Annotated in this window: 16 protein-coding genes; 11 read left to right on the top strand and 5 right to left on the bottom strand. The window is 38.9% G+C overall.

Annotated features, from left to right (window positions below; genetic code table 11):
• Positions 1–166 precede the first annotated feature (166 nt).
• Both ABRT01_RS14630 and ABRT01_RS14625 read left to right on the top strand, forming a co-directional pair.
• Positions 167–1,186, top strand: a complete 1,020-nt coding sequence (locus ABRT01_RS14630) for a Gfo/Idh/MocA family oxidoreductase (protein ID WP_188857612.1) — start codon at positions 167–169, stop codon at positions 1,184–1,186.
• A gap of 33 nt (positions 1,187–1,219) precedes the next feature.
• Positions 1,220–2,812 (top strand): solute:sodium symporter family transporter, encoded by a 1,593-nt coding sequence (locus tag ABRT01_RS14625; protein WP_367748151.1) that lies wholly within the window; start codon positions 1,220–1,222, stop codon positions 2,810–2,812.
• Between the two features lie 101 nt (positions 2,813–2,913).
• On the opposite strand, the gene ABRT01_RS14620 is transcribed toward ABRT01_RS14625, so the two are convergent.
• Positions 2,914–3,123 (bottom strand): MFS transporter, encoded by a 210-nt coding sequence (locus ABRT01_RS14620; RefSeq protein WP_194461808.1) that lies wholly within the window; start codon positions 3,121–3,123, stop codon positions 2,914–2,916.
• 160 nt (positions 3,124–3,283) lie between these two features.
• Between ABRT01_RS14620 and ABRT01_RS14615 the strand changes: the two genes are divergently transcribed.
• The 9 genes from ABRT01_RS14615 to iolG all read left to right on the top strand — a co-directional run bounded on the left by ABRT01_RS14615 (position 3,284) and on the right by iolG (position 12,932).
• A complete protein-coding gene (locus ABRT01_RS14615) occupies positions 3,284–4,093 on the top strand; it encodes a DeoR/GlpR family DNA-binding transcription regulator (RefSeq protein ID WP_229782691.1) in 810 nt (269 codons plus the stop codon).
• Positions 4,094–4,095: 2 nt separating this feature from the next.
• Positions 4,096–4,485: a tautomerase family protein gene (locus ABRT01_RS14610; protein ID WP_367748158.1), complete on the top strand. Its 390-nt coding sequence runs from the start codon at positions 4,096–4,098 to the stop codon at positions 4,483–4,485.
• 83 nt (positions 4,486–4,568) lie between these two features.
• Positions 4,569–6,026: a CoA-acylating methylmalonate-semialdehyde dehydrogenase gene (locus ABRT01_RS14605; RefSeq protein WP_483308160.1), complete on the top strand. Its 1,458-nt coding sequence runs from the start codon at positions 4,569–4,571 to the stop codon at positions 6,024–6,026.
• Positions 6,027–6,115: 89 nt separating this feature from the next.
• Positions 6,116–6,934 carry a 5-deoxy-glucuronate isomerase gene (iolB, locus tag ABRT01_RS14600; protein ID WP_188857604.1) on the top strand — a complete coding sequence of 273 codons (819 nt, stop codon included), beginning with the start codon at positions 6,116–6,118 and terminating at the stop codon, positions 6,932–6,934.
• A gap of 105 nt (positions 6,935–7,039) precedes the next feature.
• A complete protein-coding gene (gene iolC / locus ABRT01_RS14595) occupies positions 7,040–8,020 on the top strand; it encodes a 5-dehydro-2-deoxygluconokinase (protein ID WP_188857648.1) in 981 nt (326 codons plus the stop codon).
• Between the two features lie 47 nt (positions 8,021–8,067).
• Positions 8,068–9,984: a 3D-(3,5/4)-trihydroxycyclohexane-1,2-dione acylhydrolase (decyclizing) gene (gene iolD, locus ABRT01_RS14590; RefSeq protein ID WP_367748146.1), complete on the top strand. Its 1,917-nt coding sequence runs from the start codon at positions 8,068–8,070 to the stop codon at positions 9,982–9,984.
• Between the two features lie 22 nt (positions 9,985–10,006).
• Positions 10,007–10,894 carry a myo-inosose-2 dehydratase gene (iolE, locus tag ABRT01_RS14585; protein WP_367748143.1) on the top strand — a complete coding sequence of 296 codons (888 nt, stop codon included), beginning with the start codon at positions 10,007–10,009 and terminating at the stop codon, positions 10,892–10,894.
• A 108-nt stretch (positions 10,895–11,002) separates the two neighbouring features.
• A complete protein-coding gene (gene fba, locus ABRT01_RS14580; protein ID WP_367748141.1) occupies positions 11,003–11,860 on the top strand; it encodes a class II fructose-1,6-bisphosphate aldolase in 858 nt (285 codons plus the stop codon).
• 61 nt (positions 11,861–11,921) lie between these two features.
• Positions 11,922–12,932, top strand: coding sequence for an inositol 2-dehydrogenase (iolG, locus tag ABRT01_RS14575; RefSeq protein WP_367748138.1), 1,011 nt, complete (start codon positions 11,922–11,924; stop codon positions 12,930–12,932).
• Positions 12,933–13,112: 180 nt separating this feature from the next.
• Here the strand turns inward: iolG and ABRT01_RS14570 are convergent, their stop codons facing one another.
• From ABRT01_RS14570 to ABRT01_RS14555, 4 genes are all read right to left on the bottom strand, one after another.
• Positions 13,113–13,505 carry an aldose epimerase family protein gene (locus ABRT01_RS14570; RefSeq protein WP_367748135.1) on the bottom strand — a complete coding sequence of 131 codons (393 nt, stop codon included), beginning with the start codon at positions 13,503–13,505 and terminating at the stop codon, positions 13,113–13,115.
• Entirely contained in the window at positions 13,457–13,810 is a 354-nt protein-coding gene (locus tag ABRT01_RS14565; protein WP_367748133.1) for an aldose epimerase family protein, read from the bottom strand. Before ABRT01_RS14565 ends, ABRT01_RS14570 begins: the two co-directional genes overlap by 49 nt.
• 317 nt (positions 13,811–14,127) lie before the next feature.
• The gene (locus tag ABRT01_RS14560; RefSeq protein WP_367748130.1) at positions 14,128–15,453 is read right to left on the bottom strand and encodes a family 4 glycosyl hydrolase; all 1,326 of its coding nucleotides are present in this window, start codon (positions 15,451–15,453) and stop codon (positions 14,128–14,130) included.
• Between the two features lie 120 nt (positions 15,454–15,573).
• Positions 15,574–17,139 carry an alpha-glucoside-specific PTS transporter subunit IIBC gene (locus tag ABRT01_RS14555; RefSeq protein ID WP_367748127.1) on the bottom strand — a complete coding sequence of 522 codons (1,566 nt, stop codon included), beginning with the start codon at positions 17,137–17,139 and terminating at the stop codon, positions 15,574–15,576.
• Positions 17,140–17,168 lie beyond the last annotated feature (29 nt).

Genomic DNA, 17,168 nt, shown 5'->3' with positions numbered 1-17,168 from the left:
GCTACCTTTAAACCCTCGTTGTTCTTTTTTAATTTTATAGAAGGAATATATGACAGAATATTCGTCTAATTAAGTCGGGTAGCTAATCAAGATGGTTGACTTTCAGAAATAGTTTTAATGCAACGCTAGTGAACATATCTATAAGTTTAATAAAGGAGAACATCTAATGAAAACGCTTAAAATTGGTGTTGCAGGATTAGGAAGACTCGGCTTGATTCATGCAGAAAATATCTACAATCTAAAAGGAGTCGAGTTGACAGCGGTTTCTAATTTAGACGAGGAAATAAATGAACAGGTAAAAGAAAAATATAAAGTCCCAAATGTTTACACAAATTATGTGGAAATGCTGGAACAAACGGATTTAGATGCTGTTTGTATCGTTACACCTTCCGGATTCCATACAGAGCATATTCGACTAGCATTAAAAAAGAATTTGCATATTTTTTGTGAAAAGCCAATTGGTTTAGAAGTAGAAGATATCAAACAAACGATAGATGAAATTGAGCAAAGTGACCGCATTTTTCATTTAGGATTCATGAGAAGATTTGATGATGATTATTTATATGCGAAAGAAATGATAGATAGCGGACAAATTGGAGATATCTCGTTGATTCGCTCCTATAGTATTGATCCGATTCAAGGGTTAGACAGCTTTGTCAACTTTGCTAAGAAGAGTCCAAGCGGCGGATTATTCCTTGATATGAGTGTTCATGATATTGATGTGATCAGATGGCTGACAAAATCTGAGATTTCAACCGTTTGGGCAACAGGAACGAATAAAGCTGCACCGGAATTGAACGAGCTAAATGAATTGGAATTAGGAACAGTTACTATGAAATTGGACAATGATGTAACCGCTTTGCTGGTTGCTGGACGTACAGCTTCACATGGTTACCATGTAGAAACAGAAATTATTGGAACCAAAGGCATGCTGCGAATTGCTGCATCTCCTGAAAAAAACAAAGTAGCCGTATTTAATGAGCATGGCGTAGTCCGCCCGTCCTCTCAGCATTTTCCTGAACGGTTTGCGGAAGCTTATGTAAATGAATTGAAGAACTTTGTCCGCTGCATTCGAGAAAATCAACAGCCTGAAATAACTGCTATTGATGGTTTAAGAGGAACAGAGGTAGCACTAGCATGCCAAGAATCATTTGATGAAAATAAATTAGTAGATATTCAATATTAAGGAATAGGGTACATCGTTTAGGGGGAGAGCACATTGAATTTATTTAGTATTATCAGTTTTGTTGTTGTACTGCTATTGATCTATCTCTATGCTTTTTATCGGACAAGAAGTATTGATAACAAAGATTCAGAGGGTTACTTTTTAGGCGGGCGTTCTCTTGTCGGAACAACTGTTGGTATGACGATTATTATGACCAACCTATCAACAGAGCAATTAGTAGGGCAAAACGGTCAGGCCTATGTAGCCGGTATGGAAGTAATGGCTTGGGAAGTAACTGCTTCCGTTGCTATTGTTATGCTAGCATGGGTGTTCTTACCGAAATATTTTAAATATGGTGTAAATACCATTTCTGATTTTATTGAAATCCGCTATGATACATTTACAAAAAGGATTGTATCTGTTCTCTTTATATTCACCTATGTTATCAGCTTTATGCCTGTTGTTTTATATTCTGGAGCGTTGATTTTCAATGATCTATTCGGAATTGAGCAACACTTGGGCGTCAGCAGAATAACAGCTGTTATTATTATCTCGACAGTTATTGGTTTAGTTGGTGTTACTTATTTATTCGTCGGGGGACTTTCTCTGATTGCGCATAGTGATTCATTATATGGTATTGGTCTATTTCTTGGCGGGATGACGATTACTATTTTAGGGTTTATCGCGTTAGGCGAGAACAGCTTCTTTACTGGTTTAGACCGATTTTTAACCAATTCGCCTGAAAAACTGAATGCTTGGGGAGCATTGGACTCGCCCATTGTACCTTGGCCGACATTATTCTTAGGAATGCTCTTTAATAACTTATATTTTTGGTGTACAAACCAAATGATTGTTCAAAAAGCCCTGGCCGCAAAAAACTTAAAAGAAGCACAAAAAGGTGCCATGTTTGTTGGATTTTTTAAAATATCTGGTATGTTTTTCTTAGTAATTCCCGGGGTTATTGCCTACAATATGTTTGGTGAAGGCATACAAATGGATCTTGCTTACCCTTCATTACTAGCAGAGGTGCTGCCTGATTGGGCTACCGGCCTATTTGGAGCAGTAATATTTGGAGCAATTATCAGCTCTTTTGTTGGGGCACTAAGTGCCACTGTTACTTTATTCAGCTTAGACTTCTATAAACCGGTCATTAATAAACAAGCTACAAACCGTCAAATTGCGAAAGTGGGAAGAGTTTTGACTATTGTTATTGGCGTTATCGTTGTTTTGATTGCACCATTGATTTCTCTATTTCCACAAGGGTTATATGCAGTAATTCAAGAATTTAATGGTCTCTATAGTATGCCGCTATTAGCTATTATTCTAGTTGGTTTTTACTCTAAAAAGACATCAGCTACAGGTGCAAAAGTTACATTGATTTTCCATATTGTTGTGTACGCATTGTCTAAAGTAGTTATTCCAGATATCCATTATCTATATGTTTGGAGCGTCCTCTTCTTGTTAGATTTAGCTATTCTATATTTCTATAGCGTAAAGAATCCGTCTCAAGAAGGATTTCAATTCGACAAATACCAAAACAAAGTAGACATCACGCCTTGGAAACATGTTAGATGGGTTGGTATTTTAATCTTACTCATTGTAGTAGCATCTTATGTTGTCTTTTCTCCACTTGTATTGGCTAGATAAAACAAAGAAAGCAAACATCCCTCTTTATTGAGCTTGTTTGTTTTCTTTTATATTTTGATTATTTCTATAATACTATAACGCTTCTTTTTTATCCGACTTTCCTAAACCAAAATGTTTTCCAACTCTTCAAATATCTTTCCTTTGGTCTCCGGTACAAACTTCCAGATAAAGAATATAGCAACCACGCTGAGCGCCCCATAAATCGCAAAAGTCATTCCTCCTAATACATCATGGATTGGCGGAAAGCTGGTAGATATACCTAAGTTAGACATCCAGTGCAATGCAGTAACAATCGTTACAGCATGCCCCATTCTTCCAACACCTATCAATTCTATATCCCCAAAAGAAAACGCATCCAAAAAATACTGTCACACCAACAAAACAACAAAATACTCAAATAAATTATAAACTCTTGGTTATTTGTTGTTAACTTCTTGGATCTCTTGTGTTATACTCGATGTAAGAAAAGAGGTGATCAACATCAAATCGAAGCGTATCGCTGCATTACAAGAATATATTACGCTCAAACAAAGAGCTTCTTATGATGAACTCGCCGCTAAATTTGCAGTTTCTAAAAATACTATCCGTAACGATGTCCAAGAGTTATGTAAGACTGGTGACATTGTTAAAGTTCATGGCGGAGCAGCTATTAATCAGCCTGCTGAAGAAAAACAGCCAAACAAAGTCACCAATCCTTTAACCTCCTTCACTTACCGGCAGACAAAGAATAAATCAAGTAAACAACGTATTGCGGAACAGGCTGCTAATTATATTCAAGATGGTGACATTATTTTTATAGATACGGGAACAACCGTATTAGAGCTCATTGAATATATACAGGACAAACAAATTACAATTGTAACCAACAATATTGATTTCATCCTAAGAACAATGCCTTATGAAAACCTTACCGTTTATAGTCTGGGAGGCGCACTTACTCGAAGAACACAGTCATTTACAACGATACAGGCGCAAAAAATTCTAAAGAATTATAATATCAACAAAGCGTTTTTAGCTGCTACCGCGATTTCTATCAAAAATGGTGTAACAAACTCTATTCCTATGGAAAGCGAATTGAAATCTTATATAGCGGAACAAATCGAGCAGAAGTTTTTGTTAGTTGATCATCAAAAATTCGATAAAGTCGCTTTAACTACTTATTGCAATCTGAACCAGCTGGATTATCTGATTACAGATCAGCAGCCTGGTCAATCGTATATCGACTATTGTAAGAATTATAGTGTCGAGCTTGTTATTGCAAATCAAAACGAAGGAGTGTAGAGATACCCTTAATAAAAGTTGATTTAATCAGGGGTAGAGATCTTGAAGAAATTAAACAAATTTTGGATGTAGCCCATCAGGTTGTTTTGGAAGCATTTCAAGTTCCTGAAGGCGACCGTTATCAAGTCGTGACACAGCATGAACCCTATGAAATGATTATGAAGGATACTGGGCTCGGCTTTGAAAGAAGCGATGATGTTATTCTATTCACCGCCATCATCACCCAACGGACGAATAAGATGAAAAAAGATTTCTATCGCCTTTTAACAGAAAGGTTAGAGCAGCAATGTCAGATTGAGTCAAAGGATGTCATGATTACCTTTGTCACGAATGGTGCCGGGGAATGGAGTTTTCGATTTGGAAAAGCACAGTTTTTAACCGGTGACCTCTAGCATTTTTTATGAGTTATCTATTTTTTCTATTTTTTTCAGAGTATAAAATATAAATCTACTACATTAAAGGAGGACATATCCTAATGTCTAAAAAACTAAAGAACTTTATCAATGGTGAATGGGTCGAAAGTAAAACAGATAAGTATGAAGATGTTTATAATCCAGCAACAAAAGAAGTTTTAGCACAAGTGCCAATCTCTACCTCCGAAGATTTTGAAGATGCTGTACAGGCAGCTCAGGCCGCTCAAGAAAAATGGAAAAGAGTATCCGTAGCAAAGCGCGCCCGCATTCTATTTAAATATCAAAATCTATTGGAAGAACATAAAGAAGAATTAGCAAAATTAATCACACAGGAAAACGGAAAAAGCGTTGGCGAAGCATTAGGCGAAGTTGGACGCGGAATTGAAAACGTAGAATTCGCTGCTGGTGCACCGACATTAATGATGGGTGATTCTCTTGCAACGATCGCAACCGATGTAGAAGCTACAAACTATCGTTACCCTGTAGGGGTTGTCGGCGGAATTGCTCCATTTAACTTCCCAATGATGGTTCCATGCTGGATGTTCCCAATGGCAATCGCTCTAGGTAACTCCTTTATCTTAAAACCATCTGAAAAAACACCTATTCTTGCAGCTAGACTTGCGGAATTACTAGATGAAGCTGGTCTTCCTAAAGGTGTATTCAGCATTGTTAACGGTGCACATGATGTGGTGAACAGCATTTTAGACCACCCTACTGTAAAAGCAGTATCCTTTGTAGGCTCTAAGCCTGTTGGAGAATATGTGTACAAACGCGGAAGTGAGAACTTAAAACGCGTTCAAGCATTAACTGGTGCGAAAAACCACTCTACTGTATTGGCAGATGCTGACTTAGACTTAGCTACAAAAGAAGTAATCAGCGCAGCATTCGGTTCAGCTGGAGAACGCTGCATGGCTTGTGCGGTTGTAACTGTAGAAGATTCCGTTGCAGATGAATTTATCGCAAAATTAAAAGAAGCATCTGACAACATCAAAATGGGTAATGGCCTGGATGAGGGTGTCTTCTTAGGACCAGTTATCCGCGACGAAGCAAAACAACGTACATTGGGCTACATCGAAAAAGGTATTGAAGAAGGGGCTACATTAGTTCGTGATGGTCGCAATGAACAATTAGAAGACGGTTACTTTGTTGGACCAACTATATTTGATGGTGTAACTCAAGATATGTCCATTTGGAAAGATGAAATTTTTGCTCCAGTATTATCTATTGTACGTGTAAAAAACTTAAAAGAGGCTGTTGAATTTGCTAACCAATCTGAATTCGCTAACGGTGCTTGCCTCTTTACTACAAGCGCATTGTCCGTACGCTACTTCCGTGAGAACATCGATGCAGGTATGTTAGGAATTAACTTAGGTGTGCCGGCGCCAATGGCATTCTTCCCATTCTCTGGATGGAAGTCTTCTTTCTATGGCACATTGCATGCAAACGGAAAAGACAGTGTAGACTTCTATACTCGTAAGAAAGTAGTAACAGCTCGTTATCTTGAACCTGATTTTTCATAATCAGGGAATACCAACTTTACAATAATAAATTGGGGAGGAGACCTTTTAACCCACTGAACCGTCTCATCCCATATTGAAAGGAGTCCGTTATGAGTCATTTACTAAGAAAACCCGAAAATAATAAACTGGCAGACGGGGTAACGCTTGTTCATGAAGTAACAGAGAAAAATTCCAATCTTCATTATGTCGGTTTTAAAGTGGTGGATTTGGAACCAAATTCCAGCTATAACGAAATGCTGACAAACTTAGAGCTTTGTGTTGTCGCATTAACAGGAAAGATTACCGTAACAGATGGCTATCAAAGCTTCTCTGATATTGGTACCCGGGAAAGTGTATTTGAACGTAAACCGACAGACAGTGTTTATGTTTCCCATAATAAAAAAATTACCATTACAGCAAATACAAAAGCTCGTGTGGCATTATGCTTTGCTCCATCCGATAAAGAGCTGCCGACCAAGTTAATCAAAGCAGCGGATAACGGCGTAGAACATCGCGGAAAGTACAATAACAAACGGCAAGTACACAATATTCTACCGGACTCTGACCCTTCTGCAAACAGCTTGCTTGTTGTAGAAGTATTTACAGAAACAGCTAACTGGTCCAGCTATCCACCGCATAAGCATGACCAGGACAATCTTCCAAATGAGTCCTTCTTAGAAGAAAGCTATTATCATGAAATGGACCCTCCACAAGGGTTTGTTTTCCAGCGTGTCTATACAGAGGATCGCTCTTTAGATGAGACCATGGCTGTGGAAAACGCAAATGTTGTTCTTGTTCCTAAAGGCTATCATCCAGTAGGTGTACCAGACGGCTATGCCTCTTACTATTTAAATGTCATGGCTGGACCGGAACGCATCTGGAAATTCCATAATGAAAAAGATCATGAATGGATTATTGATAGAGACTAACAGTTTTTTGATTCGCCCCCCTCTCCTCTATTCTTATAGAAAGAGGCGAGGGCGATTCTCCTATAAAAATAAACAGTATATGTAATGAAAAAAGGAGCGAAACGCATGGCACTTACATTTAATCAAGATAGAGAATACGATATTATTGCGATCGGCCGCGCTGCGATTGACTTGAATGCAAACGAATACAACCGTCCGATGGAAGAAACAATGACTTTCACAAAATACGTTGGCGGTTCTCCGGCAAATATCGCTATTGGCAGTTCAAAATTAGGACTGAAAGCTGGATTTATCGGCAAAATCTCAAAAGATCAACACGGAAACTTTATCAAACAGTATATGGAGGAAAAAGGAATTGACACCTCTAATATAGTTTATGACACAGAAGGGCATAAATCCGGACTCACGTTCACAGAAATTTTAAGCCCGGAAGAATGCAGCATTTTAATGTATCGTGATGAAGTAGCGGATCTTTATTTAGATTCTACAGAAGTAAGTGAAGATTATATCAAAAAGGCAAAAATGCTTCTTGTTTCTGGTACTGCGCTTGCACAAAGTCCTTCTCGTGAAGCTGTATTGCAGGCAATTCAATATGCTAAAAAGAACGATGTCAAAGTCATATTTGAATTAGACTACCGTCCATACACATGGAAATCAGCTGAAGAAACAGCAGTATATTACTCTCTTGTTGCAGAGCTTTCTGATGTTGTTATCGGTACGCGTGACGAATACGATGTGATGGAAAACCTGGATTCAGAAGGCGACAACGAAAAAACAGTCCAGCACTTATTCCAGCATAATATCGAGCTTGTTGTCATCAAGCATGGTGTCGACGGCTCTTATGCCTATGAGCCAGACGGTACCGTTCACCGCGGCCAGGCATACAAAACAAAAGTATTAAAAACATTTGGTGCAGGTGATTCCTATGCATCTGCATTCCTTTATGCACTTGTTACAGAAAAAGACTATGAAACAGCGTTGAAATTCGGCAGTGCATCTGCTTCCATCGTTGTCAGCAAGCACAGTTCTTCCGAAGCGATGCCGACTGTAGAAGAAATTGAACAGCTTATTCGCAAGCGTTCTTAAAAGAATGTTCAAACCTTAAATATGAAAAGAAAGGTAGGTTGAATAAAATGGGTGAAAAAATCCGTTTAACTACTGCACAAGCATTGGTAAAGTTTTTAAATCAGCAATATATTTCTGTAGACGGCGTAGAAACGCCTTTTGTGGAAGGTGTTTTCCATATTTATGGACATGGAAATGTTTTAGGCTTAGGAGAAGCGCTTGAAAATAATCCTGGTCATCTAAAAAGCTATCAAGGAAAAAATGAGCAAGGAATGGCTCATGCAGCAACAGCTTTTGCCAGACAAAATCTCCGTCAAAAGATTTTTGCTGTGTCCGCATCTGCAGGACCGGGATCAGCAAATATGGTAACAGCAGCTGGAACTGCTTTTGCAAATAACATCCCGGTGCTATTCTTACCGGCAGATACATTTGCCACAAGACAGCCCGACCCTGTTTTACAGCAACTAGAGCATGAACACAGTACAGATTTAACAACGAACGAAGCATTCAAAGCTGTTTCAAGATATTGGGACCGTATTGATCGTCCGGAGCAGCTGATGAGTGCATTGATCCGAGCATTTGAAGTATTAACGAACCCAGCAACAACTGGACCTGCAACGATTTGCTTACCTCAGGATGTAGAAGCAATGGCATATGATTATCCAGCCAGCTTTTTCAATAAACGCGTTCACTATATAGACCGCAAATTACCGAGTCAGCGCGAATTAGACGGGGCAATTGCGGCCATTACACAAAGTAAACGTCCGGTTCTATTAGTCGGCGGCGGTGCTAAATATTCAGAGGCAAGAGAGGAATTGGTAGAGCTTTCTAAAAAAGCAAATATTCCAATCGTAGAAACACATGCCGGAAAGTCAACCGTTGAGTTTACTCATCCAAATAACCTCGGCGGAAACGGTATTTTGGGTACTTCCGCTGCGAACAAAGCAGTTATGAACGCCGACTTAATTATCGGAATCGGCACAAGATATACAGACTTTACAACATCATCCAGAACGTTGTTTGATTTTGACAATACAACATTTTTAAATATCAACGTAAACCGCGGACAGGCATATAAATTTGACGGTTTTCAAGTTGTAGCTGATGCCAAAGCAGCACTACAATTGATCAATAAAGGTATTGGGGACTATCAATCAAGTTATGGAGAAGAAACAACCTCATTGAAACAGGAATGGGAGAAAGAACGCAATCGCTTAGCTGCAACGAAATTTAATCGCAATGATTTCACACCAGAAATCGCGGATCATTTCAACCAAGAAATTTTAAATGATTATGCAGATGCGCTTCAAACAGAATTAACACAAACCGAAGCCTTAATTAAAATCAATAATGTTATCGATAGTGACGCTATTGTAATCTCTTCAGCAGGATCCCTGCCAGGAGATATGCAGCGTATCTGGAATGCCAATGTGGCTAATACGTTCCATTTAGAGTACGGCTATTCTTGTATGGGGTACGAAATCGCAGGAGCTCTTGGAGTTAAATTAGCGAAGCCTGAACAGGAATCGTATGCAGTTGTTGGTGATGGAAGCTTCTTAATGCTTCATTCTGAAATTGTAACAGCTCTTCAATACGATAAAAAAATCAACCTGCTGTTATTCGATAATTCCGGGTTTGGATGTATCAATAACTTACAAATGGATCACGGAAATAGAAGCACAGGAACAGAATTCCGCAATGTAAATAATGAAATCATGAATATTAATTACCGAAAAATCGGGGAAGGATACGGCTTAAAAACCTATTCTGTCAATAACCTGGAAGATTTAACGGCAGCTGTGGAAGACGCTAAAAAACAAACAGTATCCACGTTGATTGAAATAAAAGTTCTGCCAAAAACAATGACAGACGGCTACGATGGCAGCTGGTGGAATGTTGGTGTAGCAGAAGTTTCCGAAAAAGAAAGTGTACAAAAAGCTGCCGCAGAAAGACAACAAATTCTCGATAATGCAAGACAATATTAATGGAAGCTGGATGTGATGAATGATGGGAAAACAGGATATCCATTGGGGAATAGCACCAATCGGCTGGCGAAATGACGATATGCCGGAAATCGGAAAAGACAATACCTTATCGCATCTATTGAGCGATATCGTTGTTGTTGGCTTCGAAGGCACAGAAGTCGGCGGTTTCTTCCCTGATGCGAAAACATTAAAAAAAGAAATAAAGCTCCGCAACTTAAAAATTGCTGGACAATGGTTCTCCAGCTTTATTATTCAAGATGGCGTTGAGAAAACATCAGAAGCATTCCATAAGCACTGCGCTTATTTAAAAGAAGTGGATGCTGCGGTTGCTGTTGTTTCCGAACAAACCTACAGTATTCAAGGCTTACCTAAAAATATTTTTGCTGATAAGCCCACTTTTTCAGATGAAGAATGGGAACAGCTTACCGAAGGCTTAAACGTACTTGGCGAAATCGCGGACAGCTATAGTCTTAAGCTTGTATATCATCACCATCTCGGAACCGGAGTACAGACGTTAGCAGAAGTCGACCGCTTGATGAAAAATACCGACCCAGGCTTGGTTCACTTACTTTATGATACAGGACACATCTACGCCTCTGATAAAGAATACATGCCGTTATTAGAGAAGCATATGGACCGAATCAAGCATGTGCATTTTAAAGATATTCGGAATAATATCATGAAAACGAGTGAAGAAGACGGCCTATCCTTCCGCTCTGCCTTTCTTTCCGGAATGTTTACGGTACCTGGCGATGGCAGTATCGACTTTAAAAAAGTATATGACAAGCTGCTGGAAAATAACTATCAGGGCTGGATCGTGATTGAAGCAGAGCAGGACCCGAAAATTGCTCATCCGCTTGAATATGCCTTAAAGGCCCGCAAGTATATTGATAACAATGTATTGAACTAAAGAATCACTGCCTTTACGAGGATGTTCACTTTAAAAGCAGTATTTTAGAGTGAACATCTTCATGAAATGTACGTCATTTTTAATTATAAAAATTATGGAGGTGAAAGAATGACATTTGTATCATTAAAAGAGCTGTTGCCTGAAGCAAAGAAAAACCATTATGCTGTCGGCCAATTTAACATCAATACGTTCCAATGGGCAGAGGCAGCATTGCGCGCAGCAGAAAAAGAAAAATCTCCTGTTATTTTAGCCTCCACTGATCGTATCGTGGACTACCTTGGCGGATTTAAATTGATTGCTGCCACCACCAAGAAAATGGTGAAAGAAATGGGAATTACCGTACCTGTCGTTCTACACCTCGACCATGGATTATCCGTAGAAGGTTGTAAAGAAGCTGTTGATGCAGGTTACAGCTCTGTAATGTATGATGGCTCGAAGCTGTCACTGGAAGAAAATATTGCTAATACCAAAGAAGTCGTCTACTATGCAAACGAACAGCATGTCTCTGTGGAAGCAGAAATCGGTTCTGTTGGCGGTACAGAGGATGGCATTACTTCCGGCATTAAATATGCGGACCCGAACGAATGTTATCGGCTTGTAGAAGAAACCGGAGTGGACCTGCTTGCAGCTGCGCTTGGATCCGTTCACGGCGTTTACCAGGGTGAACCAAAGCTGGCATTTGATTTAATGCAGGAGATTTCTGATAACCTGAATGAAGTTCCACTGGCTTTGCACGGAGGATCTGGTATTCCTGCCCACCAAATTGTAAAAGCAATTGAATACGGTCATGCCAAAATCAATGTAAATACCGAATGTAATCAGGCATGGACAAAAGCAGTACGTGAATACCTGGAGCAGCACCCTGATTCACATAAAATCTCGGAAATCATGACAACAGGGATGAACGCAATCGAAAAGGTAGTAAGAGAAAAAATGCATTTATTTGGTTCTTCCAATAAAGCATAAATCCACATTATAAGAACAACTGGCGCTTCACATAGACAGTTATAGACTTGGAGGAATTATAATGACAAAATTAGTTGTAGGAATCATCGGTGCCGGACGTATCGGACAGCTGCATGCTAAAAATATTCTGCTATCTGATAATTATCAGCTAAAAGCAATTTCTGATGTGTACACCGATCATTTGAAGGATATCGATTATTTAAAAGCTGTTCCTGTTATCACACAGAATGCGGATGATATTCTCAATGATCCGGAGATCGATGCCGTCTTTATCTGCTCAAGCACGGATACCCATATTGATTTTATTACAAAAGCAGCAAAGAACAACAAGCATATATTCTGCGAGAAGCCAATCAGCTTTGATATTGAAAAAACAAAGGAAACTTTGGAAGTGATCAAAGAAACAGGTGTAAAATTCCAAGTAGGTTTTAATCGCCGCTTCGATACACATTTCAGAAAAGCACATGATGTTGTCCGCAATGGTGACATTGGTACACCGCAAGTTATTAAAATCACTTCCCGTGATCCGGAAGCTCCACCAGAAGAATATGTGAAACGCTCCAGCGGTCTATTTATCGATATGGCAATCCATGATTTCGATATGATTCGTTACTTATCCGGGCAAGATGTAAAAAACATCACCGTAAAAGCGTCTTCTCTGATAGATGATCGTTTTTCACGCAATGATGATGTAGATACAGCCATTATCACCCTTACCTTTGCAGATGATTCACTGGGAGTGATCGATAACAGCCGCCAGGCAGTATATGGCTATGACCAGCGTATCGAAGTATTCGGCAATAACGGCATGGTCCAAGTAGAAAATCAGAAGCCAACCAATGTAAAAGTAAGCACAAATGCTGGGGTTACAGAGGATAAACCGATGTATTTCTTCCTCGAGCGTTATAATGAAGGATACATCGCTGAAATCCATGATTTTGCCCAATCTATTTTAGAAGATAAACCAATCGTAGCAAAATTCGAGGATGGTTTACAGGCTGAGCTGTTAGCAAAAGCTGCTAAGCTTTCCTGGCAGGAGAATCGGACAGTTGAATTGAGTGAGCTTCGTTAAATTGAAATAATGCTATTCTCATAGATAATATTTATTCCAACTATAAAAATTAAAAAAGCGTATGAACTTGGTTTTGCACAAGATCACACGCTTTTTTAGTGGGATTTTTATAAAACAGATACAGTTTAAGTAATTATTTAAACGTCATCGTATAATCCTTCTGAAATACCCCACCGGCTCCTAACCGATTGATACCAAACTTCTCTTTAAAGTCTCCTGTCGTATCATGCACATCCGCAATACTATTTTTTCTTTATTATATTTAGACCAGATTCCTACAAACAGAAAGTTCGTAACTTCAACCTCTAGGCCATGGTCAGATTTCGCTGAGACAAGCTCGATACGATCGATATGACTGTATATCATGGCATCCTTTGCAAATAACTCTGGCTGCAGTGTTACATCAGGAAGCAGATTACTGACTCCTTTCTCATGAACCAACGCATTTTCCAAGCCATATTCCATTACCTCTTTATCTGGAGCAGGGGGGAATTTCAATTGGTAATCACCTAATCCTTCATTTTCTAAAAGTGGGATTCGAAAAGCAGGATGGGCACCAATTGAAAAATACATTCCCCTCTATTCTTGTTTTCTATTTTCCAATCAACGGAAAGTGAATCCTGATTAAGGGAATAGGTGATCGTTGCTTTAAATTCATATGGATAAACATCTTTAAAACGTCCTTCTGAAGCTACTTCAAATGAAACATGCTCTGCTGAGTGTGAGCTGAGTTCAAATTCAGCATCTCTTAATAATCTATGCTGAGACATGTCGTATGTTTTTCCGTCTAATTGATATTGGGCGCTTGTTAACCGTCCGGCAATCGGGAATAATACCGGTGAAACACGTCCCCAATAGGCACTGTCTCCTGTCCACATAATAGCTTAAGTTATTCTTTTTATACTCGACAGCCCGTATTTCAGCACCATTACTTTCTATTCTACTTTTAACCAATCGTTTTCTATGATTTGTTTCCCTGTGTTCATCCTTTCTGGAGTTAAAGAGTTAGACATAAAGTGGTTATATACTTTATCTTAATGTTTGAGACTGTGTTAGAAACGGTTATATCTATTTCTGGGCTAGTATTTTATCTTATTCTTAAAGGAGAATCAAAAGCTTTCGGCGAGAGAATATTTACCGATTGCTTCTGGTTTACTTTAAATATATTTCTAAATATTATTTTTGATAAGTTAACCTACTGAAGTTCAGGCCAATAATCTTTATTTGCTACCATCATGTCATCAAGGACTTGTTTAGCTGCTCGCGCAGACGGTACGGTTTGATTTAAGGTAAATGCTTGTAAGGCTTTGTCATAGGAATTCTCAAAAAATGCATCTACAAGCAGTTTTTCTGCTGCAACTTGTGCTTCCATCATTCCTTTATGAAAGTCATTGATGGGATGTAAAGCAAGCTGTTCTACACCAGTTGCACCGATATATGCAGGAACTTCTACAACCGCATCTTCTCTCAAATTTGGGATCGATCCTTTATTAGGTGTGATAACCATAAAGCGTTTCGGTTCATCATTTAAAATAGCCACAGCTATATCTACAATATAGTTACCATGTTCACCAAAATTAAAATGCAGAATATCTTCTGTTTCTCCATTTCTGATTTGTTCTGCCATTTTGCGTGTATTTGCTTCACGGCCCTCCATTACCATATTGGCTCTAGTGAAGTTTTTATCATCATTTTCAACCATGACATCAGAGAACCAGTAATATTCTAAATAATTATTAGGCAGTGCTTCAGGGAAATACTTTACCATGGCTGACATCAATTGATATGTCTTCGCCCAGTATTGATCTCCTTCATTAAATTCGGCGACGTCCATATTGACTTGACGCAGCTTGTCAATAATCTCAGGCATAACATCCCGTTTTAAAGACGTATCATAAATTTTGCTATACCAGCCATAATGATTTAGACCATAATAAGTTGGGATCCAGTTTTTCCTGTTGTACCCAAAGTTAGATGCAATGGTCTCTTCCAGAGATATGGTCATATCACAAACGTTTATCATATTGGCATCAGGATATTTTCTCCGTATCGCTTCGGAAATGATAGATTCCGGGTTCGTGTAGTTAAGGATCCAGGCATCTGGAGCATATTGTTGTACATATCCTACTATCTCCAATATTCCACTAATTGAGCGTAAACCGTATGCAAAACCGCCCAATCCACATGTTTCCTGGCCTACCAAATCGTATTTTAACGGGATTTTTTCGTCCAGCTCCCGCATAGCAAGACCGCCGACACGGATTTGAGAGAAAACAAAGTCCACATTTGTGAATGCTTCTTCTGGTTTTTCTGTTACAACCAGCTTCATATCTTGTCTGTCCTTCTCAATCAATAACTGATTGATAATCAACTTCATATCTCCATTTCTTTTTTGGTCGATATCATATAACCGTATCTCTGTAATAGGAAATTTACTGCTATTACTTAGTAGCGCAGAAATAATACCTGGGGTGTAGGTACTCCCGCCGCCGGCAATGGTTATGATTAAATTATCCTTCATTCTTATTCCTCCAGTACATGATTAAACTTTTTAATATAGAAATTGTTTCATTGAAATATCAGATAGAAATCTCTTCTTTGGCAATGTTTTGTTCCTCATATTTTAAAAAAGCATTTATTGTTATTCTATTTCTTTTCCGAGATAATTATCTACATCCTCTTTGAGATTCTGCACAGATAGTCCTATGATTACTTGAATAGCATTCCCGTTTTTAACGACACCTGATGCTCCAAGACTTCTAAAGTGCTCATCAGAAGCTATTTTTTCAGGATCTGTGACTAGCACCCTTAATCGGGTAGCGCAATTTGTTACATGCTCAATATTTTCTTTTCCACCTAGAAGGTCAACATATTCGCCAGCTAGATTCTTTTCTGTGGATTCTGCTGATTTCTTCTCTTTATAGTCCTCTTTCACATAAAGTTTGACTTCTTCGTCCACACGTCCTGGTGTTTTAATATTGAATTTCAAAATCATAAAACGGAATACAAAGAAGTAGATAAAGAAAAAGACGATACCAATGGCGATTTGAATCAAATAGGTCATCCAGTGATTGTTAAATAACGGTATCCAGTTCATGGACATGAATTCCAGTAATCCGCCGCCGAAATTTCCGGTGACGCCAAATATATACATCGTTGTAGCCAGAAAAGCATCTAGAACAGCTTTTACAGCAAATAGCAATGGTGCAACAAAAATATACGTGAATTCAAGCGGTTCGGTAATCCCTGCCAAAACAGCCGTTATGGTTGCGGGTATTAATAACCCGGCGACAACTTTTCTTTTCCCTTTTTGCGCTGTTACATAGATAGCTAAAGCGGCAGCTGGCAGGCCAAATATATTGGAATTACCCTGCATGGCGAATCCGCCTTCGGGGAATAATTCTTTCAACGAAGCAGTAGATTGAGCAAAATTACCCATATTTGCTGCCCAGTTGGCATAGGTCCCTCCATCAATAATGGCTGGGCCAAATTGAAATGGTCCATAAATAAAATGGTGTAACCCCGTCGGTAATAAAATCTTTTCTAAAAAGATATAGAGCCATACACCGAAGTTACCCGCGTTAGCCAAAAAGCCTTGAAGGGATGCAATCCCCATTTGAATATAAGGCCAAAGCCAAGCAGTCAAGAAAGCAACTGGCAACATGGCAAAGAAACCGATAATCACTACAAATGCAGACCCTTGAAAAATACCAAGATAGTCTGGAAGTTTCGTATCATAGTATTTATTGTGTAAATATACCGCAATAGCGGATATAATAATTGCTCCAAGAATACTGGTATCTAATGTTTTAATCCCTGCAATCTCAGCTAAGCCGCTGACACCGCCTGGCTCTTGGCTGAAATCAACATTAAAAAATCCAGGAAAGCTTGTTAACATGGCGTTGATGAAATAATTAAAAGTTAGAAAAATGATAATTGTTTCCATCAATGCTCTGCCATTTGCTTTAGCAGCCAATGCTACCGGAATGCCCATTGCAAAAATGAGGGGCATTTGATTAAACACTGTCCAGGCACCTTCTTCAATGATGAACCAAATCTTAGACCATACAGTGCCTTCTTCTGCAAGACTGCCCATAATAAGAGGGTCATTAAAAAGTGTGGAAAAGCCTATGACGATTCCTGAAAATGCAAAAAATAAAACCGGAACAAACATAGCGCTTCCAAACCGTTGAAATTTCTGCATCATCTGTATTTCCCCCTAACCTAAAGTAGTAA

Source organism: Lentibacillus sp. L22 (assembly GCF_040812445.1).
GTDB classification, from domain to species: domain Bacteria; phylum Bacillota; class Bacilli; order Bacillales; family Amphibacillaceae; genus Lentibacillus_C; species Lentibacillus_C daqui.
Note: the sequence above shows the minus strand (reverse complement) of the source record. Positions and strands in the feature narration are given on the sequence as shown.